This is a genomic window from Kosmotoga sp. DU53, assembly GCF_001639905.1.
Taxonomy (GTDB): domain Bacteria; phylum Thermotogota; class Thermotogae; order Petrotogales; family Kosmotogaceae; genus Kosmotoga; species Kosmotoga olearia.
This window is the reverse complement of sequence record NZ_JGCK01000032.1, coordinates 124,997-146,460: the sequence shown is the minus strand read 5'-3', so window position 1 is coordinate 146,460 and position 21,464 is coordinate 124,997. Positions and strand designations below refer to the sequence as shown.

Below are 21,464 nucleotides of genomic sequence, written 5' to 3'. Positions count from 1 at the left end.
ATACTGTATGGTCCTGTAGGAACAGGAAAACAACACATGGCAACAGCATAGGTATCGCAGCTTGTAACCGGGAAAGAAAGTCAGATTTTACAGAACGGCCACACTGGTAAACGAACTTGTGGAAGCAAAAAGCAACGGAACATTGAAGAGATTCTTGAAGACACTCAGAAAGACAGATTTGCTCATATGCGACGAATGGGGTTACATACCTTTAGACCGAGAAGGAGCGCAACTCTTGTTTCAAGTGATTGCGGAAAGATATGAGAGGAACAGCGTAATAATCACAACGAACCTCGAATTCAGCAAATGGAATGGGGTATTCTACGATGAGAAACTCACCAGTGCCATAATAGACAGATTGATTCACCATTGCCATTTATTGGTGTTTACAGGCAAGAGTTACCGATTGGAACATTCGAGTATTAAGGCTTAATTTTTTTACCCCGGGTGCTGGTTTTTTATTTTTCCAAACGCTGGATTTTTATATTGCCAAAAACATGTATATGATCAAATAAAGCCGTCCCCTTCCCCTGGTAAAAAACACCTTCTTGGGCAGGATAATAGAATCAATTTATTCAAGGAGGTGGACAAGGGGCAAAAAACGTGTGCGAGCTCAAAGGGATTCAAAATGGGCAAAAAATTTCCATAACAAACCCCTAGCCATGACATTGTTAAACAGAATTACACACAATGATTTGATTCTCATATGCCCGGAAGGAGTTACAGAATGGGAATTTTAGGTGCTAGAAGTGGATTGGGTCAATTTCTTGTGGCCTCAAAAACCTATTGGCTTTATACAACGTGCTGGGTATTTCTGACGTGTTCGTGTCGCCAGTCCTGTCACAAAGCTTGTCAATCGCCATACTAACTTCACTAATTGCAGGCTTTGTAACTGAGAACATATCCCAAAGGACAAGCTACATTAGGAGCGCCGCGGAAATACCCTGTTATACGAAGTCAGAGTAACGTAGTAAACATTAATCGATTTCTTTCCCACACCAATGACATTTGTTTAAAACCATTGATATAGGCTTTCCGCAATTTTTACACTTCCATTTTTCCTCTTCCTCTTTTAACCATTCCTCAATTTGTCCATTCTTAATTTGTTTTAAATTGTTTATGAGATCTTCCCCATACTTTTTGAATACACCATACCATTTTTGAAATTTACTGCAATCAGGATAATTATCACATTGAAAACAAAAATCTAGTTTTTTCCCTTCCAAGCATTTTACAATTACACAATTTCTTCCCCAAATATTATCATTCTCCCATCCAGAAGTTAAAACCAATTGACAACCTTCGCATTTAACATCTTCCGGCTTACAATTGTTGTCTTTTGCGATGCCTTCTTTAAGTTTTTGAGAGCCATCTTTGTAAGCTCTATAAATAATGCATGCTCCACAATATAACCCACATCGCCCAACCAGATTTTTGTTAACCATTTTAATCCCCCTAAAGAACGTAGTTTGTATTTAAAAATCATTACCTCTGAATTTGTATGACTTATCTATATTCGCAATACGAATATATTACTTGTTTGGTGGTATATGCGTAGTATTGCTGATATACATTTTTTTGCACTCAAAGCTTCTTTTTTAAAGGTATAAGGTAAAAATGAGGGTCATTATTTCAGAAAATCCTTCCACATAGTTTTAACTTTTTTGGCTGTCAGAGTTTATAAGCGTTTAACATCACAATATATAGCAAAAAAAAAGCAAAAAATCAAGTTCACGAAATTCCTCATAAAAAATCTACTCGAAAAGGAAGCGTTGCGGCAAAAATAAATCCGCTCAAAAAAGGATGATTTTCTCGAGTACCAGGAAAGGTGAGTGAGAGAATAAAGAGGTTGGATATGAAGAATGTTGAGAATTCGCAACTTTAGCGGTTTAAATGAGCATTCTCAATACATAATTCCCTTGACTCTATTTGCCTTGTCATAGTTTTTTCTGCTTTGATTCTCCTTCTCTTCACTGGTTAAATCAGTAAAAATTCGGAAGAACAGGAAAAAACTTTTTCGATGACTCTTTCTCATTTAGTCTTTCATAGGTTGAACAACTTCTTATAAACCAGCTAACACTCACATAAAACAAGAGATGTACAAACTTAGTAACCCGCTAAAGAACAAAAAACGTACAGGAAAACGTGCTCAATTAAAATGCTTAGCATGGAGTATATACCAGGATATTGTTTTTTTATTAATATTTTGTCTAAGGACTCAAGATAATGCCTTCTTTACATTGTTTTTGTGCCCGCAGTGATATAAGTTTATAGTGCTTGAAATGAGGTTTTGGAGCCACGCGATTAGACTATTTACGATTTTGAAAGCAAAATGAAATATTATAAGGTTAACATGTGAACGAATGTTCAGCACAAATGTGCAGGAGGAGATGCAGATGTCAGGAAAAGCATTGAGGTTGAATAGAATTTTTAAGGACGATGGTAAAACGGTTATCGTAGCGCTCGATCATGGGCAGTTTCAGGGGCCATTACCTGGCATTTCAAACATGCCGGAAACCTTAAGAAAGATTGTTGCAGGTGGTCCTGATGCTTTGATATTGAATCCGGGAATTGTTGCAAAACATTATGATCTTCTCGCGGGCAAAACTTCTGTTATAGTAAGGATCACCGGTGCATCGACAAATTACAGCCCTTCTTTCGATTATCACCGACTCACAACATCTGTCGAACACGCCCTTTCGATAGGTGCAGATGCGGTTATCGTTATGGGCTTTATCTGTGGACCTGGCGAAAGCAAATCTCTTGAACTGATCGGGCATGTTGCTGAAGCCTGTGATAAGTGTGGTCTGCCATTGATTGTTGAAATGCTGCCGCAGGATCTTGAGCATTTTACAGATCCAACGTATATTTCAACCGGTGCAAGGGCTGCATATGAACTCGGTGCTGATGTACTGAAAGTCTACTACACTGGAAATGACTCTTTCCGCACCATCGTTGATTCAGTTGCGATACCGGTGGTAATTGCTGGTGGACCGAAGGATAAGGATGCATTTGTTATGGCAAGTGAGGCAATTCAACTTGGAGCAAAGGGAGTTGCCTTTGGTCGAAATGTCTTTCAGGCAGAGGATCCCATGAAATACGTAAAAGAGCTCTCAAAGATCGTACATGGTTAAAAGTGTAATTAGAAAATGATGTGAGACAAAGGAGTTTAGCGGAATGGATTTAAACGAACTTGCGTATCGTGTTGCGCGGCTTTATTACCTTGATGGTCTAACCCAGCAACAGATTGCCAATCGCCTTGGTATATCCCGGCCAAAAGTATCGAGGCTTTTAACTTATGCACGGGATGTTGGGATGGTTGAGATAAAGTTGAAAGCGCCTGACGTTGAGAGTAAGGAGTTTCTCTCGAAATCCCTGAAAGAGCGCTTGAATCTAATGGATGTGATAGTAACAGAGACAATTGAGAGGAATGAGGAAGACATTCTAAAAAGGGTTGCAAAAGCCGGTGCTGAGTTTATATCCAGAACGTTGAGGAACGGTCAGATTGTAGGCTGGGGTTGGGGAAGAACTATGTTTAGGACTGTGCAATCCCTAAACAGCACAGATTCCCATTTTTCAAGTTTGTTCATTCCTCTTATTGGGGGAACAGGACAGTCAGTTAAGTATTATCAGGTTAATTCCCTTGTTGAAAAAGCTGCGGAGATCTTCAAAGCTCAGGTTATGTACCTCAATGCTCCGGCGTTTTTTGCGGATAAGAATACATTTGAGTTATTTCTTAAAGAAAAACAGGTTTTAAACGTTCTGGAAATGTGGAGAAGATTGGATGTTGCTATCTTCGGTCTTGGAAAGCCCATTCATGATTCTGAGATTATAAAGTCCGAAATCGATAGTTCAATGATAATAGATCTCATAAGGGAGAAGGCTGTTGGTGATATCTTAGCCAGATTTTTCAATAAAAATGGCGAAATCTGCAAGTCTTCACTGAATAAGCTTATCCTCGGCATAAATATAGATGATCTTCTAAAAGTGCCTCTGAGAATATGTTTGTGCGGTGGAGAAAAGAAAGTGGATGGAATAATAACAGCTTCTAAGAAAGGGTATTTTAATGTGCTTGTAACAGATTCCATAACGGCTAATTTTGTCCTTGAGAAGCTGAGAGAGGAGAGAGGGGAATGAAGGCACTCTTCTATTTAGGACCTAAGAAACTTGAGTTGAGGGATATTGAGGAACCAAAGAATGAAGACGGTGTAGTCATCAAGGTTTTGGAAACAGGCATATGTGGGACCGATATTAAAACCTTTTTGCGAGGGCATCATCTTTTTAAACCGCCAACGATACTGGGGCACGAATGTTACGGAATTGTCGTGGAAAAACCTGCTTTTGTAGAACATCTCGAAGTCGGTGATTATGTTGCGGTCGCTCCGTACGGTGAATGCGGTGTCTGTGAAAAATGCAGAAAAGGGCTTCCCGAGCTTTGTAAGAATAAGACATATCTTCCGAGCGGCTGTTTTGCACAGTACATAACAGTTCCTGCGAATCATAGTTTGAGGGGTCTTTTCAAGATAGAGAAACCGGGAAAACAGGTAGTACTGGCAGAGCCTCTTGCGTGCGTAATTGGTACGGTTAGAAAGTTTGGTGTTCCCGAACGTGTTCTGATAGTTGGCGGAGGAGTTATGGGAACGCTTTTTGCCATTTATTTAAGCGTTAGGGGAACATCTGTCAGGATTGTAGAACCTTTCGAGTGGAGAGCTTCTTTTTTGAAAGATATGGGGCTTGATGTCATGGAACCTGATGCTCTTAAAGAAAAAGGCTACGATATGGTAGTGATTGCCGCAACCATAGATGAACCTTTCCAGTACATGGATTTGATGCGGGATGGCGGGAGTTTGCTACTATTCGGTGGTTACCCGAAGGATAAGAGGCTCACATTAAATCCATTCCATCTACATTACAGGGAAATAGTCGTTAGCGGAAGCTTCGGATATAGCTTGCCCGATTTTGCTGAAGCACTTGAAGAACTTGGAATAGAAAATGAGCTTTATTCAAAGCTTGTTACGCACAGTTACTCAGTATCTGAATACGACAAGGCTTTTGAAAAAGCTATGGACAAGGAGTGTATGAAAATCTCACTGAGGATGTGGGAAAATGATGAAAAAGCGTAAGCTTCGCGAAACCATAACCGCTTATGTGTGCCTTTCACCGACATTGGTACTTGCCACCATTTTCATGATAATTCCCATGATCGTGGTATTTTACGTCAGTTTCACCAACTGGGATTTCGTAAGCCCTGTTAAAAGGTTCGTTGGTTTGAAAAACTATATCTATATCTTCAGTGATGAAAAGTTTCTCAAATCAATAAGGAACACATTCTACTTTGCCTGTGTGAAGATACCGCTTGATCTTGTGATATCACTTTTTATTGCCGTTTTGCTTGACAAGAAGATCAGAATGAAGAAATTCTACAGAGTATCTTATTTTGCACCTGTGGTAACACCTATGGTTGCGGTGGCACTCATATGGATATGGCTTTTCGACCCAACTTTTGGTCCGTTCAACCAAATTTTGTCTTTTGTAGGTTTGAAGCCCATAAAATGGTTGTATGATCCAAATTGGGCAATGCCGTCTGTAATCCTGTTTTCTCTCTGGAAAGGGCTTGGTTACGATATCATCATATTCCTTGCAGGGCTTCAATCTATACCAAATCATTTGATAGAGGCTGCTTACATAGATGGTGCCAATTCAAGGCAAACCTTTTTCAAAATTACTCTTCCCCTTCTCTCTCCGATCGTTTACTTTGTTGTACTTATGGGGATTATTAATTCGTTTAAGGTCTTCGCACAGATATCTGTAATGACACCTAAAGGTGGTCCTTTGTACAGTACCGGTGTGATGGTGTTTTACATATACCAGCAAGCTTTTGAAAATTACAAGATGGGAAGGGCATCTGCAGCGGCGTTGATTCTGTTTGGCATGGTTATTGCTTTGACACAAGTCCAAAAGAGACTTGGCAGAAAATCCGTTGAGTATTCTTGAGCGGGGTGATGGGAATGAAGAAGACATGGTACATACATTTGATACTTTTGATCGGTGCTATGCTCATGATTTTTCCTTTTGTTTGGATGTTTTTATCTGCTTTCAAAACGGATATGGATGTTTTCTCCTATCCCCCAAAATGGCTGCCATCAACCTGGACCTTTGAAAATTTCTCCAGAGTTCTTGAGATGATCCCCTTCGGGAGATATTATCTGAACAGCATTATAGTGACTTTTGCAATAACCTTTGGTCAGGTTTTCTTAGCTATACTGGCGGCTTATGCTTTAGCAAGGTTGCACTTTCCAGGAAAGATCCCAATAATGATCTTTCTTCTATCGACAATGATAATGCCGTTCCAGGTCACTCTAATACCCACTTTTATCATTGTGTACAAGCTCGGATGGATTGATACCTATCAGGGACTTATTGTTCCGTTTCTTTACAGTGGGTTCTCCATATTTTTCCTCAGACAATTCTTTGTAACGATTCCCAAAGATCTTGAAGATGCTGCAAAGATAGATGGTTGTGGCTACTTCAGAATCCTTTTTAACGTCATTGTTCCAAACTCTAAAGCTCCCATAGGAACGATTTCCCTTTTTGTATTCCTGACATACTGGAGAAGTTATTTGTGGCCACTTGTAGTTACCAATTCTCCTGAAATGAGAACCCTGCCGATAGGTCTCAAATATTTTGTAGAAGAAGGCGGTACACAGTATAACTTGATGATGGCCGCATCACTGATGGCTATTGTTCCTGTATTAATTGTATATATATTGGCCGAGAGATATCTGGTTAAATCCACAACGTTAACCGGTTTGAAGTTTTGAACTCTAAAGGAGGAGGTGTTTTGTTATGAGAAAGCTTCTTTTAGTGGGGTTGTTGGTTCTTTTCACAATTACGGTGCTTTCTGTGGAGATCGTGTTCTGGTATCCTTTGAGCGGAACAAAAGGGCAGGTATTGAAAGAGATTGTCGAGAGGTTCGATAAGGCTCATCCGGATATAAAGGTAAAGCTTGTTTACACTGGAAAATACAGAGAAACTGCTCAAAAGGTTATGTCGGCATTGGTAACCAAGAGCCTTCCGAATGGAGGAATAATTCCTGCCGGTCCAATATTCACAGGTGCTTATGGGAATTACAAGATACTCGAGTATATGTTGTACGATCCTGATTTTGATATTAGTGATTTCTATGATGTCGCCTGGGATTATGCAAAGTACAAGGGTAGAATATGTGCTATACCATACAACATAAGTACCCCGGTTCTCATATACAACAAGAAACTTATGGAAGAAGCCGGACTCGATCCCAACAGACCGCCCGAGACATGGGAGGAATTACTGGAATACGCCAAGAAAATAACAAAGGACCTGAACGGCGATGGTGAACCAGACGTATGGGGATTGAATATTAAAGACACTCCATGGCTTTTCAAAGCAATGCTGTTCCAGAATGATTGTGAAATAATAGATGCAGATACTATGACCCCTCTCTTCGATGGTCCGAAAGGGGTAGAAGCCGCTGCTTTCTGGAAGAAATTAATCGATGAAAAGGCAATGCCCGTCGGAATGCATAATTTAGCTGACAAACAGTTTATATCTGGAACCCTCGGTTTTTATATGGGAAGCTCTTCAAGGATAGGAAAATGGTGCGGAAAACTGCCCTTTGAGGTTGGAGTCGCATTCCTTCCAAAGAAGGTTAAAAGGGCTATTCCGATAGGTGGAGCTGTTCTCGTTATGTTCCCTCACAGCAAAGAGGAAGATGACGCCATGTGGAAACTCATAAAATGGCTCGTATCACCCGAGAATCTCGGTGAATTCTGTATAAAGACCGGTTATATTCCTATAAGAGAATCTGTTTTGGAAGTACCTGAGGTTAAAAAATTCATGGAAGAAAACCCAGATTATAGAGTTGCTTTTGAACAGATGAAATATGGAAAAGCTTACTGGCATTTTGAACAGATGGGAACAATGGACTATCTATTATACGAATACCTCGACAAGATCGAGAGGGGTATATTAACACCAGAAGAGGCAATGAAAGAAGCAGCAGAAAAGCTTAAGAAGGAGATAGAAAACGAATGAAAATGAACCTGTCATTTTCGACTGCAGCCTTGTTTCCGAGAAACAGTCTTGATTCTTTAAAAATTGTAGAAGAAGCGGGATTTCAGTATGCAGAATTAATGCCTCAGTGTATGGAGGAAACAAAACCTTGCTTTGCGAAAGAAATAACGAGCAGAGTGAAGATAAAAGTTGCCTCCATACACTTCCCGCTTGTCTTTTTCTCGATGTTTTACAACCCTTATCCCGGAATGGTGAGGGAAGCAAAAACTCTGATAGACAATATCACCACACTTGCGGAAACCCTCGGAACGGAAGTCATTGTCATTCATCCGCCCTATTTTGGTAATGAAACCACGGAAAGATTATTTTACACCCCTATAATGGATAATATGAGATATCTATGCGAAAAGTCCAAGGAAAACGGCGTAAAAATTGCTCTTGAAAATTCACCAAAGGGCGGGCGTACACCTGAAGAGATGCTGCAGGTAATTCGTGCTGTGAACCATGAGAATATTTTTCCAATGCTTGATACAACAGAAGCGGTTGAGTCCGATCAAGATCCCGTGGAGATGCTGAAAAAACTGGATGTGATACACATTCATGCAAGTGATCATAAAGGTGAAGCCAAACATATTCTGCCGAACGAAGGAGATCTCGATTGGGTAAAAATCGTTTCTATTTTGCAGGAAAAGGGATTTTCCGGGTTCTTCACCGTAGAACCATCCTACAGATACTTCCTTGAAGAACCGGTGGAGAAGATGAAGGCCGTGTTGAAGTTTTTAACGAATTTGCAGGGGTGACATGCTTGAGAGCTGGAGTGATAGTAAACACATCGGCTGGTAAATTCGAATATATAAGAAAAAGGATATCGAAGCTAAAAGAAGTATTCGATGAGATAGTTACTGGTTCGGGTAGATTTGGTGGAGATTTCCTGGAAGACGTTAAGATAGTTGACATTGTTTCAAGCGATTTTAAAAGCGCGATCAGGGAATTAACGATTGAGCTCTCAAAATGTTCAGACGTTATAGTAAGTGTTGGAGGAGACGGCACGGCCAATTTCATTGCTGCAACGCTCATTGATGAAAAATTAAACACCCCCATAATGGGTATAGCCGGGGGGACCGCAAATGTCGGTCCCCTCGTCCGCTTTTCATTGGAAAATATAGAAAAGCCTTCACATATAGACTTCGTGGATTGTCTGAAGGTCTGGAAAGGGAACGAGCACATAGGTTATGCATTTATCGATGTCGTTTTTGGGGATACTTTTCTGGGAACGTTGAATGGAAAGATGGTTAATCTCAGCGTAAAAGATTTTCTGGAATCCGGCAGGAAAGTTGAGATAATACCCTGCGACGATATAGCAGAAGAACTGGATGATTTTGAAAAACGGCAGGAGAATTTCTCTCAGCTCAAAAAAAGTTGCGCAAATTATAGCATCTCCTTTGAATTTTTCGGAATTCTATATAGGAAAAGCAGTTACAGGAAAACTTTCCTGGGCTTCTTTTTTCAAATCAGTCGGAATCCTGACTATCTCAAACAGGGTTATTGTGGATTCATACCTTAAAGAGCACGATCTGGAGGATCCTGTACTCATCGAGCAAATCCTTTTTAGAGATGGGGAAACCATCGAGGTATCTGGAATTAAGAGAGGTGTGTACATCGTACTTGACGGAAACCCAATGTGTGAATGTGACTACCCGATAAAACTGCAAGGGCTCAGAAAATGTGTTAAAGTCCTTTCAGGTAGCCAAAAAGCTGGTTGGCCAGTGGGGTGGAAAAAATGAAGATAAAAAGAGAAAAGTTAATGAACTTTACCGCTGATGTGATGAAAAAGATGGGATGCGACGATGAAAAGGCGAGAGTGGTTGCCGAAGTACTCGTTGAAGCAGATATGAGGGGAATATCGTCACACGGAGTAGCAAGGTTAAAACGATACGTAAATCATATAAAAGAAGGGATTATAGATCCGAATGGTGAACCGGAAATAATCTTTGAAACTCCTGTTTCTTTAGTTATAGACGGAAACAACGGGGTAGGACAACACATTGCTAAATTTTCAATGGAAAAGGTCATAGAAAAAGCGAAAAAATACGGAATTGGAATGGCAACCGTCCGAAATTCAAACCACTATGGAATAGCTGGATATTACGCTGAAATGGCTGTGAAAATGGGTTTAGTAGGAATATCACTCACCAATACAGCCCCCCTGGTTGTTCATACATTCTCGAAGGAAGCCCTTCTTGGAACAAACCCAATAGCTTTTGCTTTTCCAACGAGTGAAAAATATCCGATACTCATAGATATGGCAACAAGTGTTGCGCCCCGGGGAAAACTGGAAGTGTATTCCAGATTGAACAAAAAGATTCCGAAAGGCTGGGCCGTAGATGAAACGGGGCATACAACAACAGATCCAGAAAAAGTTCTTTCTAATTTAAAACAGAGAAAAGGCGGAGGACTTCTGCCTTTGGGTGGAGAAGGGGAAGAATTTAGCGGTCATAAAGGTTATGGATTGGTGCTTCTGGTTGAGCTTCTGACTTCGGGGTTGTCACTTGGTTCTTTCAGTTACGATACTTATAAAGGAAAAGGTAAAATAACACACTTTTTTGCCGCGCTTGACCCGGCGATTTTCGGCAATCCTGAGAAAATAAAGGAACATGCGATGGAGTTGATAAACAGTTTGAGAAACGCTAAAAAAGCGGATGGAAAAGAAAGGATTTATGTGCACGGAGAAAAAGAATATGAAAAACGCGAGAAATCACTCGAATGCGGAGTGGAGATTGACGAACCTACATATTATGAATTGAGAAAAATCGCTGAAAATTTAGACATTCCCTGGTAGAGAGGAGAGGAAAGATAAAGTGCTCATTTTTAAGCAAGTTCTTGAAGCCTTTGCAGTCGGAGACGCTATGGGGATGCCCACTGAATTCATGACCTTGAAAATGATACGTAATAGATTTGGTTTGATCGATACATTGATCGACCCTTCAATTTCTCTTATTCACAAAAACTTGAAAAAAGGGCAGATAACAGATGATACAGAACAGGTGCTTTATCTGCTCGAGACATTTTATGAAAAGAAAGGGGTAACAGTTGAAGGGACAGTCGAAGGACTTCGTCGCTGGATAGAAGAGACCCATGCAGATGAGAAAGGATATATCGGGCCAAGCTCTCTAAAAGCGCTGAAGAAGATACAGGACGGTGAAAATCCTGAAAAAGCAGGTACAGGTGGAACGACATGTGGAGCCGCTATGAGGGTTTTGGCACCGGCACTCAGCGTTGAGAAGGGCAACAAGGAAAAACTCAAAGAAGCTATACGCGCGTGCTCTATTCCCACTCATAATACAAATATAGCTTTAGAAGCAGCCATGAGTCTTGGTTTTGGTTTTCATACCGCTGTTATGGGCGCTTCTTTCGATGAGATACTCGAGTCAATTCTTGAAGGTGCAAAAATAGGCAGAGAGATATCGGGCAATGAGTTTGTGGGAGCATCCACAGGTGAGAGGATAAGATATGCGCTGGATAAAATAAGTAATCTCCATTCACCAGAAGAGGTAATGTCTTTTATATATGATGTTATTGGAACTAATATGGAATCTAATGAAGTGGTTCCCGCAGCAGTATCAATCTTTGCCTACGCAAGAGATGATACGTGGCTTTCAATACGGATTGGTGCTTCTATTGGTGGAGATACCGACACCATAGCAGCGATTTCTGGAGCTCTTTCCTGTCTTTACAGCAGAGGTCACAATATTCCCAACGAAGTCGTCGAAGAGGTACTTCGAATTAACAACCTGAATCTAGAAAGATACGCTAAAATGGTTCAAGAAATGCTTGGGGGTAAAAAATGATAGTGATCTCTCTGGGAATAATCAGTGTAGGTGTTATATTTGGGATATTCAATTTGATACTCATTCCCTATCTTTCCGCGCAATTTGGCTCACAATCCATACCCGGACAGCTTATTTCTCTGGGAATGCTTTCAACGATTTTTCTAAGCCCATTGCTAGGCTTTCTCAGCGATAGGATCAGGAAGAGAACGCCTTTTATTTTTGCCATAACGTTGATGGCATCACTGGGAATAATTGGGTTGACATTACACTCGCTGGTGTTAAAAGGAATATCAGCGGTTATCCTTGTAGCCAGTGCTTACAGTTTTTTAACTCCTTATTCCGCACTGGTAAGTGACTATAGCACCATCGAAAGCAAAGATAGAAATTATGGCTTTGTGACAGGAGTAATGAGCCTTTCCACTTTCATCACATCGTTGTTTATAAGAGCTATCTATGATTCTAAACCAAATCTGACTTTCCTGGTTTTGGGAATAGTTGTGTTGATTTCTATAGCCCCCACGATGATATACACCAAAAAGCACCCTGTAAAGTTCTCGGAATTTGAAGCAGGACAAAAGAACAGCAATTCTTTCAATGTTCTCAGAAAATATCCAGGACTACTGGCTTATTTCATAATGGAATTTGGGTTATGGTTCGCCCTTGGAGGGCTTTTCCCTTATTTAACCTCTTTTTTGAATTCTGAGGCAAGCATGAATATAGGGACGGCCTCAGCATGGATTGGAGCTTCCACCTTTTTTAGTGGTATCGTATCTTTCGCTACCGGAAAGTTCAGCAAAATAATCGGGCAAAAAAGGCTGTTTATAATTTCGTTAACTACAATCACTTCGTTTTCAGCGGTTATAGCGCTTTTCTATCACTCCATTTTAACTGCCTCTGCAACATCAGTGTTTGCAATAGCATGCTTCATCACGTTGAGCATAGCAACAGGTTTTTTATACTCCTTAAATTCCTCTATACTCTCAACTATGGTTTCTGAAATCGATCAAGGAAAAGTATTTGGGATAAACAGCGTAATTGTGGTTATTTCCCAATCTATCTCTGTAAGTCTGATCGGTAGTGTAATCGACAGCAGAGGGTATCAATGGATGTTTGTGGTCATTTCTCTCAGCCTTGTTTTGGCTAACATCAGTGCATTTTATATATCATCTTTTCCAATTGGTAAGAATAAGAAAAATCAAACTGTAAGCCCCTGAAAATCACAAAGAGAAGGTGAAAAATGTTGAAAATATGGATTCTAATAAATGATAAGGCTAAAGCCGGATTTGAATCGGAACATGGATTCAGTGCCTTGATTGAATTCAGAGACAAAAAAATTATCTTCGACACCGGTCAAAGTGATGTCTTTCTCAAAAATGCCAGAAAACTTGGATTGGATCTTAGAAACATAGATGCTGTGGTTATAAGTCACGGACACTATGATCATGGAAATGGGTTGGAATCATTATTGAGGGAAACCGGTCCCAAGCGGATTTTCATTGGAAATGGATTCTTCAACCATAAATACGGCGGAGGGAAGTACATAGGTCTCGAACACACCATAGATTATTACGAAAAGCTGGGCGGTAAGTTTCAAACGATAGAAAAGGATTCTGAAATCTTCGATGGCATTCAGCTTTTAACAGCCGTACCTATGATAAGTTTTGAGCAACCAGAAGAGAAATTTAAAGTTGAAGATGAATCGAAGAAATTAAAACGAGATTTTTTTGAAGAAGAGCTATATCTCTCTCTTGAATCTCCTGAAGGCACAATTATAATCACCGGATGTTCTCACCGTGGAATAATAAACATAATGTCGCGTTTGCCTAAGGACAAAAAGATAAAAGCGGTAGTTGGAGGATTTCATCTTATAAAAAAAACAGACGAAGAACTTTATAAGATTGCCGAATCTCTAAAAGCTTTCAAGCTTGAAAGTCTTTATCCGTGCCATTGTACAGGTGATAAAGCCATTAAAATCCTGAAAGAGATTTTCAACTCACAAGTTAACGAATGCCTTTCTGGCGGATTTATTGAGATCCGATAAAATTCGTTTTCCACTTCATTCTGGTATTTGTGGTATATTCTCTTTGCATGTACAGTTAAAACCACTATATAATCCGTCAGGGGGTATAATGCTTTGTGGTACCCGGGACATATTGAAAAAGCAAAGAAAAACATTCAGAAACATCTGAAGATTGTCGATGCGATCGTTGAATTGGTAGATGCACGCATTCCATATACAAGTAGAGCATATGAATATGAAAAGCTCTTTGGGAATAAACAAAGAATCCTCGTGCTCAATAAAGAAGACCTCGCCGACCCGGCCATCACCTCCAGATGGCAGAAATACTTTTTAAAAGGTAACGTCCCTATTCTTAAAATCAATCTAAAAAGTGCGGATGCTAGAAGATTCCTTACAAAAAAGGTCTTTCCTCTCATAAAAAGTCGATATGCCGAAAAAAGAATCATAATAGTTGGAATACCAAACGTTGGAAAGTCGACGTTCATAAACCGCTTGAAGGGGAAAAAGTCTCTTGCTGTAGGAAATACCCCCGGTGTTACCAGGGGAGTTCAATGGATTACCGTCAGTAAGCAGCTTATGGTTTTAGATACCCCGGGTATTCTGTACACGCGGCTCCATAGTCCTTCGATAATTACTAAACTCGCCGCAGTCGGTTCACTTCCGCTGGAAAAACTTGATATTCTGGAAGCTTTCAAGGATGTTTTCACGTTACTTACTGAACGTTATGGAACGGCAGTATTATCCGGTCTTATTGACATAAATACCGATGATCCATTCGAATTCCTTGAAACCTTTACAAAAAAGAGAAGGTTTCTTCAGTCTAAAGGAGAATTGGATCTCGAGCGCGGAGCATTTACTTTCCTCAGAGAACTTGCTAATGGCAAGTTAGGTCGCTTTTCTTATGAAACCCCTGAAGAAATTGAGCAACTTGTGTCTCAAAAGGGAGGAGAACGATAACATTTCAAAATAACTGCAAAACGTTTGTACGAAACCATCTTGGGAGTCTGGTTAGGGGAAAAGAAAAATGAGAAAAAAAGGGGAGAAGAAATCTCGTAAATTTCTTGTGCTGAGTGGTGGAGGCGCAAGAGGTTCTGCGCACGTTGGCGTGATTCGTGCTCTTGAGGAAAGAGGATTTGTTCCCGATGCGATAATTGGTGTGAGTATTGGTGCCGTCGTCGGAGCTGGATATGCTGTCCTGAAAGATGCAGAACTTCTCTGGGACTATTCGGTGAAAATCTACAAGCGCGCCGCTAAGTTTTTTCCTTTTAATTTTTCTTCAGTCTCCTATGGTCGCAATCGTCTTCTTGTGAAGATAAGCTGTTCCTACATGGCAAAGAAATCTTCTGTTTTACCATCAAAATTGTATTTCAGGGTTTTCCGGAAATATCTTGGCAAACTACACTTTGAAGATTTACTGATTGAGTTTCACTGCGTATCTACCGATCTAAAATCCGGCAAAACTATCCTTCATTCTTCAGGGAAACTTTTTCAGGCGCTCCAAGCATCCATGGCAATCCCCGGAATCTTCCCTCCGGTCGTACTTGAAAACAGCATCATGGCTGATGGCGGTACGCTGAACAATCTACCGGCAGATATTGCAAGAGACCTTGGGGCTGATTATGTGGTTGCGGTTGATTTATCTGGAAAAAGCTATCCAATCACCATCCCCGAAACTTCAAACGCTTTGTTGAACGCGATGAATCTTATATGCGAGAACAGAATTCTTTCTTTTTTAAGGAAAGAAGCAGATTTTATAATTCGTCCACCTGTCCAAGATATAGATAGTCTCGATTTCAGCCGTTGTCTTGAGATCATGGAGAAGAGCTACGAACAAACCCTTAATCTCACACTTCCTGAGGAGATGTTCCAATGAGAATACACGTCGGTGGGTTCTGTCTTCAAGGGTTAGTTGCCATACCGGTTTTAGAAAAACTTTTGTCTGAAAAAAAACAAAGATTGGAGATAATTGCTAACGGACTGGCTGGTTTTTATGCGATTCTTTTTGAAAGTTTTGGTAAAGAAGAAGCCCGGAAGAGACTTCAAGGGTTTATTAAGAAATTTGAAGGAACCCTGCGTGTGATAAATAGAAGGCAAAAAAGCGAGAATATAGACAAAAAAACGGACAAGGAAAAAGCAGATAGAGTATTGTGTTCTCTGGTCCACCTCGATAGCGGCCCACACCTGGGAGCAAGCCGACGAATTTCTGACAGGGTTAAGTGGGAACACCAGTGTTAAAGCCGAAGTAATAGATCTTTCCAGACAAACTGTTGAACTCTATGAAGCTTCTTCAGTTGATGTAGCAAGAGCCTGTCTGGCTTTTCCGGGAGTCTTCCCGCTTTTCAAAGGAAAGTACGTGAACACCACATATCTTTCTCAGATACCCGTGTCATTTCTTGAAGATGGCGACACTGTCGTCGTTAATCTTCGTGACCCCTCCCGGATTGAATTTGAAAGCGCCAGCGAGATCCTTCTTCAGGCCATGGAATGCAGGATGATAGAGCTTGCAAAGCGTTCGCTTGCTTCGAAAGACGTCAGGAAAATAGAAATCATGACACAGGTTCACTGGAAAGATATTAAAGGACTTGAGACTTCTCAATGGCGGTTCCTGGAATCTGTGGAATTCTCCTTATCCGAGATTGAGTTTTGAGTTTTCTGATGGCTTCTGGTATCGTGCAATCGCTGCCTCGAGAATTGAGTTAACGAGATCCTCGTACTTCCAGCCGATGGGACTAAGCATCTTCGTCAGATCTGAATAAACAGGAACAAGAAGTGGTAATGAATTAACTTCGATTATATAAAATTCACCGCCGCGCATTCTAACATCAATCCGTGCAAAATCAAAGAGACCTATAGCTTTAAAGGCTCTTTTTGCGTAATTTTCTAACTTCTTTCTCTGGCTTTCTTCCAACCTTGCAGGACAAATGTAGGTCGTTTTTTCCCCATAATGATGTTTCACCCTGTGGGAATAAAAACGTTCCAATCCTTCAGGAAGATTTGAAAAATCGATCTCCAGTATGGGTAAAACCCTCAGATCATCGCCATTACCTATAATTCCAACGGTAAATTCTCTTCCGTCTATAAACTCTTCTACGATCGCAGGTTGATTGAATTTGTTCATGATCATCTCAACCTGTTTTTTCAATTCCTTCTTGGTTTTTTACAACGGAATCTCTGGAGATGCCGAGAGCACTTCCTTCGCAGGAGGGTTTAACAAAAGCTGGGTAAAAGTCTATTTCAGGAATATTATTCGGGTCATCTATCTTGACGAACCTTGGGGTGGGGATACCGGATTTTTCCAGTATCAGTTTTGTTATGCTTTTATCAACGCATATTGCGTGGACGATCGCCGATGAGCCGGTGAAAGGTACTCCAAGCCTATCTAAAATTGCAGGGGCATGAACCTGTTTAGAATGTTTTCCACCACCGGTTGAGAGGTTGAAAGCAAAGTCATATTCTTTCACTGTTTCTATAAATTTTTCGTCTATTGGAAGAGGTTGAGGATCATACTTCTTAGAGAGAGCCGTAATAACGGCTTCCACCATCCTTTTATCTTCTTCACTCATTGGAAGGTCATAAACCACCGCAACTTTCATTTTTTCATCTCCTTTACACTTCAAATCCCAACAACTTCAACCTTTGAGCTTCGGAAATCGGGTTTCCCTTTTCATCCACAGCGTAATAAGCACCATTTATTGCTCTTGTATGAACCTTTCCGCAGGCGACTGACATCTTTTTAAGTCCCGGTGCATCGAGTATGCCTGTTTTTATAGCGGCCTGGATGACTCTTGGATCGATTAAAGGATCGTCTAAATCTTTGCCTAGGCTTTCTATCGCTCTAACGATAAGCATTGCTTCTTCCTTTAACTGTTCCTTTCTTTCCTTAACAACTGGATCTGCTTCGAAATCAGGCAATCCTTTCATTGCCTCGAGATACGCTTTTTTCACCATTTTGACGCTTTCAATTATCTCTTTTGAAGTAGCCCTTTTTATGGCTTCAGAGTAGGCAACCACGTGAATTATATTGGGTTTCAGATATGCTGCGGTGAACATGGAAGAAACGAGCTGTCCCATCGCCATATACGGATCGGCGGGAAAAGACATCAATCCTGTTCTCACCATGCGATACGAGATGAAATCATTGTCATGAAGTGATTCGATAAGCTCTTTTTTTGCCAGCATTTTTGCTGTATCCATCTTTGGTGATATCTCGGGGGGAGTATTGAACATATACTGTGCAATGTAGTACTTTACTCCAAGCTTTTTTGCATTGTAAGCTGCGATGTACGCTGTGGCAACTTCCACGGCACCGTGACAGTATCTCAATGCCCATTGATGGGATTCATTTATCTCTACGGGTATTCCCATGGAAGCGTTCCAGCGAATTGCTTCCTGGTTTTCCTTTATAGCTTCAAGGAGGGGTCTATCGGAACGCCTGTCAAGGTCGGAATACCATGTGAGGGGTATCGCTGCCCAGGCATTGTGTATCGTTTCGTGTAGCAAAGCGGAGAATTTGATCAAATTTCTGGTTCCTGAATAGCAACGTAAAAGAGGATAGTTTCCCCTTCTACTTGCCTGGTACATGCGTGTAAAATCATCGCGAGTTCTAAAAGGAGCACCGCCAGCGCCATCCTGTGCTGGATCCATCTCTTCGGGCGTGAAAAAGAATTGCTGGGCGTTTTGATCTGGTGCGAGTGAAATGATATCGAGCAAACCGGATTCCGCTAATTTTTCTATTTCTCTTTCTGTTTCTTGGAGTGTGGGGAGGCCTATGTGGTGTCTTATCAACGGGTAAGGGGATTTGTACTTTATTCGTTCAGTAAGGGTCTGAGGAGGTATCTCATCTTCTTTTTCATCACGCTTTCCTCTTAAGAACATCGCTATCTGATCAATGCTCATGCTTCCATCAAAAACTTTGGAGATAAAAGAAAACTCCCGTGCTGCTTTTGCTGTTTCTACAGTTCCACCGAAGATGTATATTTTATTTTGAAGACCGTACCTTTTTATTTCCATCTCAAATTCCTTCAAAAGATTCCGAAGGGCATCCGAATCGAGACGGTAGCTTATTGCCACAATATCTGGGTCAGTTTCGATTATTCCCCCAATGAATTTTTCCAGTGGTACAGCCCCCCCAAGGTATACAGTGTCATATCCTTCTTTGTTTGCTAAATCGAGAAAATTGAGCACACCGGCTACATGAACATCGCTTCCAAGGGCACCTGCGATTATTTTCTTTTTCGACATCATGTATCTCTCCCGTTCTCAACAAAGTTCCATATCTGATCCACGGTCATATTGGCAAGTCCAAGGTGCTCAACCGTTCTTCCGTCTTTCCAGAAATTTCTTCTGAGCGCAAAATTAGCAATGTTGACAATCGAATCGATAGCTGGTGTCGGAATACCGAGGTACTTTCCGAAAGAGCTTATAGGCACGAGACTCATGGGTACATCTTCGAGAATGTACCTATTAGAAAGACTAACGGGTGCAGCTATTCCCTGATATCCTTCATTGTTATGAATTGCGTCGTACAGATCGATACCCTGGACGTCGTAGGCGAAATCGATCCATTCAACAGCCGTCATCGGTTCTGCCCCGAGTGCACGGGCTATCTGGCAACGTTCCTCATCGATTTTTTCCAGAACTCTTGCCACCGAAGGGCTTATTCCCTCAAGGTAAAACTGGAAATTTCCATGCCTTGATTCTACCCAACCAGCGTTCATCAAAAGTGCTCCGGGGTGGAATACGGCTCCTATGTTGTTGAAACTAGTGTAAAGAACATTCGGAGAAACCACGAATTCAGGAAGCACTTTAGGTAGAGTTTCGAAAAGTAGATCGTTTTTAGACGCAGGTAATGCGGCAACAGGAACAGCATTTTTAATTTTAAATATCTTTACTGTTCCCGGCCCCGTGATTCTTGAGGCGAAAACAAAGGTTTGAGCTTCGGCAATAACGATATCTTTCTTGACATTCATCTCGTCTAATACTCTTCTAAACTCCAGTGCACCACCGGTTCTGCCAGGATTAAGGACAATGACCTGACCATCTTCAAGATATGGAGCGACTCTTTTAGCAACGGAAGCATGCGCAAAAGCGGGAACTACCACCATAATTAATTTTCTTCCTTCTATTGCTTTTTCGATGTTTGTTCCAACGTAACTTAGCGTAGCAACGCCACTGGATTCGCCCTCTATTCTGATCTTTCGTGCATAGAGAATTCCGGATATTCTTTTCCGGCTTCGATTAAAAAGAGCAACGTCATGTCCATGCATTGCGAGATAAGCGGCGATAGCCTGTCCACCATTGCCAGCGCCAACAACGCAGATTTTCATGTTGCCACCTCCCATATCCTGGAACCGGTGGAAACTTGAAGAAACTGAATTTAATGGGTAAGAAATAGAATAAAACGAAAGTGAAAACCCGTCAAATCAATTATAACCATAATCTATTAAGAACCGAAGACAATTAAACACACTTGGAAAAGGTACTGAGAAAGAGTTTTTAAACTTTTTTAGGAATGTTGTCGAGAATCTTCTTTATTTCAATTTCAATGGATCGATGAAAGGCAAAAACAATAACCGAAAGGAATAGTGATAGAATAAATTTCGAGAAATATACGACAAACAAAAAATTTTTCAAGAGTGGGTGATAAAATGTCAGGCAATGATCATGATTACAGGCATTGGAGGGGTTTACTTGATGTACTAATCGAAGGAGCTTATATTGTTGATAAGCACAGAAAAATACTTTACTGGAACAAAGCAGCAGAAAAGATAACCAGCTACCGTAAAGATGAAATTCTGGGAAGATCCTGTATGGATAATATCCTTATGCATGTTGACGAAGCGGGAAATAGTCTTTGTAAAGGAGATTGCCCGCTTGCAAAGACACTTAAAGATGGAAAGATTAGAGAAGCAAACGTGTATCTTCACCACAAAGATGGTTACAGAAAACCTGTATGTATCAGAGTGGTTCCACTCAGAAATGACTATGGCGAAATACACGCCGCCCTAGAGCTCTTCAATGACAAAACACCTGAAGAAGCACTTAAACAGAGAATGACTGAACTTGAAAAACTTGCCATGTTTGATGAATTGACGAAACTTCCAAACAGACGTTACGTTGAAGAAAGATTAGAAGATTTCATGAATGATTTCATGAGGCATAAATTGAGATTCGGTGTAATTTTCATGGATATAGATCATTTCAAAAGTTTTAATGACACCTATGGCCATGTCGCAGGCGACAAAGTATTGAAGATCGTGGCTAATACGCTTCTCGGTGCCTCAAGAGTTTCCGATGTTGTCGGTAGATGGGGTGGTGAAGAATTTGTTGCGCTCATCAAAAACGTTAACATGAAAACTATTGAAACAATAGCTGAGAGATATCGCCTACTTGTTGAGAGCTCCAGTTTCGAACTAAATGGAGAAAGTTTGAGTGTAACCATCTCGATTGGAGCTACCCTTGCAAAACAAGGCGACACAAAAGAGAGTATCATAAAGCGTGCCGATGAGCTGATGTATATAAGTAAACAAAGGGGTAGAAACAGGCTTACTATCGGTTAA

Annotated in this window: 23 protein-coding genes and 1 pseudogene; 19 read left to right on the top strand and 5 right to left on the bottom strand. The window is 40.8% G+C overall.

Annotated elements, in window-relative coordinates; translation table 11 throughout:
• A pseudogene (locus tag DU53_RS04790) lies at nt 1-433 on the top strand (ATP-binding protein); the annotation flags it as partial.
• 544 nt (nt 434-977) lie between these two features.
• Here the strand turns inward: DU53_RS04790 and DU53_RS04785 are convergent.
• On the bottom strand, nt 978-1,445 hold the full coding sequence (locus tag DU53_RS04785; protein ID WP_063727745.1) for a DUF3795 domain-containing protein: 468 nt from the start codon (nt 1,443-1,445) through the stop codon (nt 978-980).
• 951 nt (nt 1,446-2,396) lie between these two features.
• On the opposite strand from DU53_RS04785, the gene DU53_RS04780 reads away from it, so the two are divergent.
• From DU53_RS04780 to DU53_RS04700, 17 genes are all read left to right on the top strand, one after another.
• Entirely contained in the window at nt 2,397-3,134 is a 738-nt protein-coding gene (locus DU53_RS04780; RefSeq protein WP_015868312.1) for a class I fructose-bisphosphate aldolase, read from the top strand.
• A 43-nt stretch (nt 3,135-3,177) separates the two neighbouring features.
• Complete coding sequence (locus DU53_RS04775) at nt 3,178-4,137, top strand: sugar-binding transcriptional regulator (protein ID WP_063727743.1); 960 nt, start codon at nt 3,178-3,180, stop codon at nt 4,135-4,137.
• Nucleotides 4,134-5,123 (top strand): zinc-binding dehydrogenase, encoded by a 990-nt coding sequence (locus tag DU53_RS04770; RefSeq protein ID WP_063727741.1) that lies wholly within the window; start codon nt 4,134-4,136, stop codon nt 5,121-5,123. The genes DU53_RS04775 and DU53_RS04770 overlap by 4 nt, the downstream gene beginning before the upstream one ends.
• Nucleotides 5,107-5,994 carry a carbohydrate ABC transporter permease gene (locus tag DU53_RS04765; RefSeq protein ID WP_063727740.1) on the top strand — a complete coding sequence of 296 codons (888 nt, stop codon included), beginning with the start codon at nt 5,107-5,109 and terminating at the stop codon, nt 5,992-5,994. Before DU53_RS04770 ends, DU53_RS04765 begins: the two co-directional genes overlap by 17 nt.
• A gap of 14 nt (nt 5,995-6,008) precedes the next feature.
• On the top strand, nt 6,009-6,821 hold the full coding sequence (locus DU53_RS04760; protein WP_041288655.1) for a carbohydrate ABC transporter permease: 813 nt from the start codon (nt 6,009-6,011) through the stop codon (nt 6,819-6,821).
• Nucleotides 6,822-6,846: 25 nt separating this feature from the next.
• On the top strand, nt 6,847-8,076 hold the full coding sequence (locus tag DU53_RS04755; protein ID WP_015868307.1) for an ABC transporter substrate-binding protein: 1,230 nt from the start codon (nt 6,847-6,849) through the stop codon (nt 8,074-8,076).
• Nucleotides 8,073-8,855 (top strand): sugar phosphate isomerase/epimerase, encoded by a 783-nt coding sequence (locus DU53_RS04750; RefSeq protein ID WP_063727736.1) that lies wholly within the window; start codon nt 8,073-8,075, stop codon nt 8,853-8,855. The genes DU53_RS04755 and DU53_RS04750 overlap by 4 nt, the downstream gene beginning before the upstream one ends.
• A gap of 5 nt (nt 8,856-8,860) precedes the next feature.
• On the top strand, nt 8,861-9,619 hold the full coding sequence (locus DU53_RS04745) for a diacylglycerol kinase family protein (RefSeq protein ID WP_063727734.1): 759 nt from the start codon (nt 8,861-8,863) through the stop codon (nt 9,617-9,619).
• Nucleotides 9,603-9,839 carry a hypothetical protein gene (locus DU53_RS04740; protein ID WP_063727731.1) on the top strand — a complete coding sequence of 79 codons (237 nt, stop codon included), beginning with the start codon at nt 9,603-9,605 and terminating at the stop codon, nt 9,837-9,839. The genes DU53_RS04745 and DU53_RS04740 overlap by 17 nt, the downstream gene beginning before the upstream one ends.
• On the top strand, nt 9,836-10,894 hold the full coding sequence (locus tag DU53_RS04735; protein WP_063727730.1) for an Ldh family oxidoreductase: 1,059 nt from the start codon (nt 9,836-9,838) through the stop codon (nt 10,892-10,894). Before DU53_RS04740 ends, DU53_RS04735 begins: the two co-directional genes overlap by 4 nt.
• Nucleotides 10,895-10,913: 19 nt before the next feature.
• Nucleotides 10,914-11,903: an ADP-ribosylglycohydrolase family protein gene (locus tag DU53_RS04730; protein ID WP_063727728.1), complete on the top strand. Its 990-nt coding sequence runs from the start codon at nt 10,914-10,916 to the stop codon at nt 11,901-11,903.
• Nucleotides 11,900-13,099 (top strand): MFS transporter, encoded by a 1,200-nt coding sequence (locus tag DU53_RS04725; RefSeq protein WP_063727725.1) that lies wholly within the window; start codon nt 11,900-11,902, stop codon nt 13,097-13,099. The genes DU53_RS04730 and DU53_RS04725 overlap by 4 nt, the downstream gene beginning before the upstream one ends.
• Nucleotides 13,100-13,122: 23 nt before the next feature.
• A complete protein-coding gene (locus DU53_RS04720; RefSeq protein ID WP_082853823.1) occupies nt 13,123-13,926 on the top strand; it encodes an MBL fold metallo-hydrolase in 804 nt (267 codons plus the stop codon).
• Nucleotides 13,927-14,019: 93 nt separating this feature from the next.
• Nucleotides 14,020-14,862: a ribosome biogenesis GTPase YlqF gene (gene ylqF / locus DU53_RS04715; protein WP_063727723.1), complete on the top strand. Its 843-nt coding sequence runs from the start codon at nt 14,020-14,022 to the stop codon at nt 14,860-14,862.
• Between the two features lie 67 nt (nt 14,863-14,929).
• Nucleotides 14,930-15,778: a patatin-like phospholipase family protein gene (locus DU53_RS04710; protein WP_063727722.1), complete on the top strand. Its 849-nt coding sequence runs from the start codon at nt 14,930-14,932 to the stop codon at nt 15,776-15,778.
• The gene (locus DU53_RS04705) at nt 15,775-16,140 is read left to right on the top strand and encodes a hypothetical protein (RefSeq protein ID WP_063727720.1); all 366 of its coding nucleotides are present in this window, start codon (nt 15,775-15,777) and stop codon (nt 16,138-16,140) included. Before DU53_RS04710 ends, DU53_RS04705 begins: the two co-directional genes overlap by 4 nt.
• Before the next feature lie 118 nt (nt 16,141-16,258).
• Complete coding sequence (locus tag DU53_RS04700) at nt 16,259-16,552, top strand: hypothetical protein (RefSeq protein WP_063727718.1); 294 nt, start codon at nt 16,259-16,261, stop codon at nt 16,550-16,552.
• Here DU53_RS04700 and DU53_RS12470 read toward each other — a convergent pair.
• Genes DU53_RS12470 through DU53_RS04685 form a run of 4 tightly spaced genes read right to left on the bottom strand, consistent with a single transcriptional unit; the run spans nt 16,532 to nt 20,231 of the window.
• On the bottom strand, nt 16,532-17,047 hold the full coding sequence (locus DU53_RS12470) for an ATP-grasp domain-containing protein (protein ID WP_201029996.1): 516 nt from the start codon (nt 17,045-17,047) through the stop codon (nt 16,532-16,534). The two genes, DU53_RS04700 and DU53_RS12470, sit on opposite strands and share 21 nt — an antisense overlap.
• Nucleotides 17,031-17,498, bottom strand: a complete 468-nt coding sequence (locus DU53_RS12465; RefSeq protein ID WP_201029995.1) for a hypothetical protein — start codon at nt 17,496-17,498, stop codon at nt 17,031-17,033. Before DU53_RS12465 ends, DU53_RS12470 begins: the two co-directional genes overlap by 17 nt.
• A gap of 13 nt (nt 17,499-17,511) precedes the next feature.
• The gene (locus DU53_RS04690) at nt 17,512-19,149 is read right to left on the bottom strand and encodes a methionine synthase (protein WP_063727716.1); all 1,638 of its coding nucleotides are present in this window, start codon (nt 19,147-19,149) and stop codon (nt 17,512-17,514) included.
• A complete protein-coding gene (locus DU53_RS04685; protein WP_015868295.1) occupies nt 19,146-20,231 on the bottom strand; it encodes an NAD/NADP-dependent octopine/nopaline dehydrogenase family protein in 1,086 nt (361 codons plus the stop codon). The genes DU53_RS04690 and DU53_RS04685 overlap by 4 nt, the downstream gene beginning before the upstream one ends.
• 321 nt (nt 20,232-20,552) lie before the next feature.
• Between DU53_RS04685 and DU53_RS04680 the strand changes: the two genes are divergently transcribed.
• A complete protein-coding gene (locus tag DU53_RS04680; RefSeq protein ID WP_015868294.1) occupies nt 20,553-21,464 on the top strand; it encodes a sensor domain-containing diguanylate cyclase in 912 nt (303 codons plus the stop codon).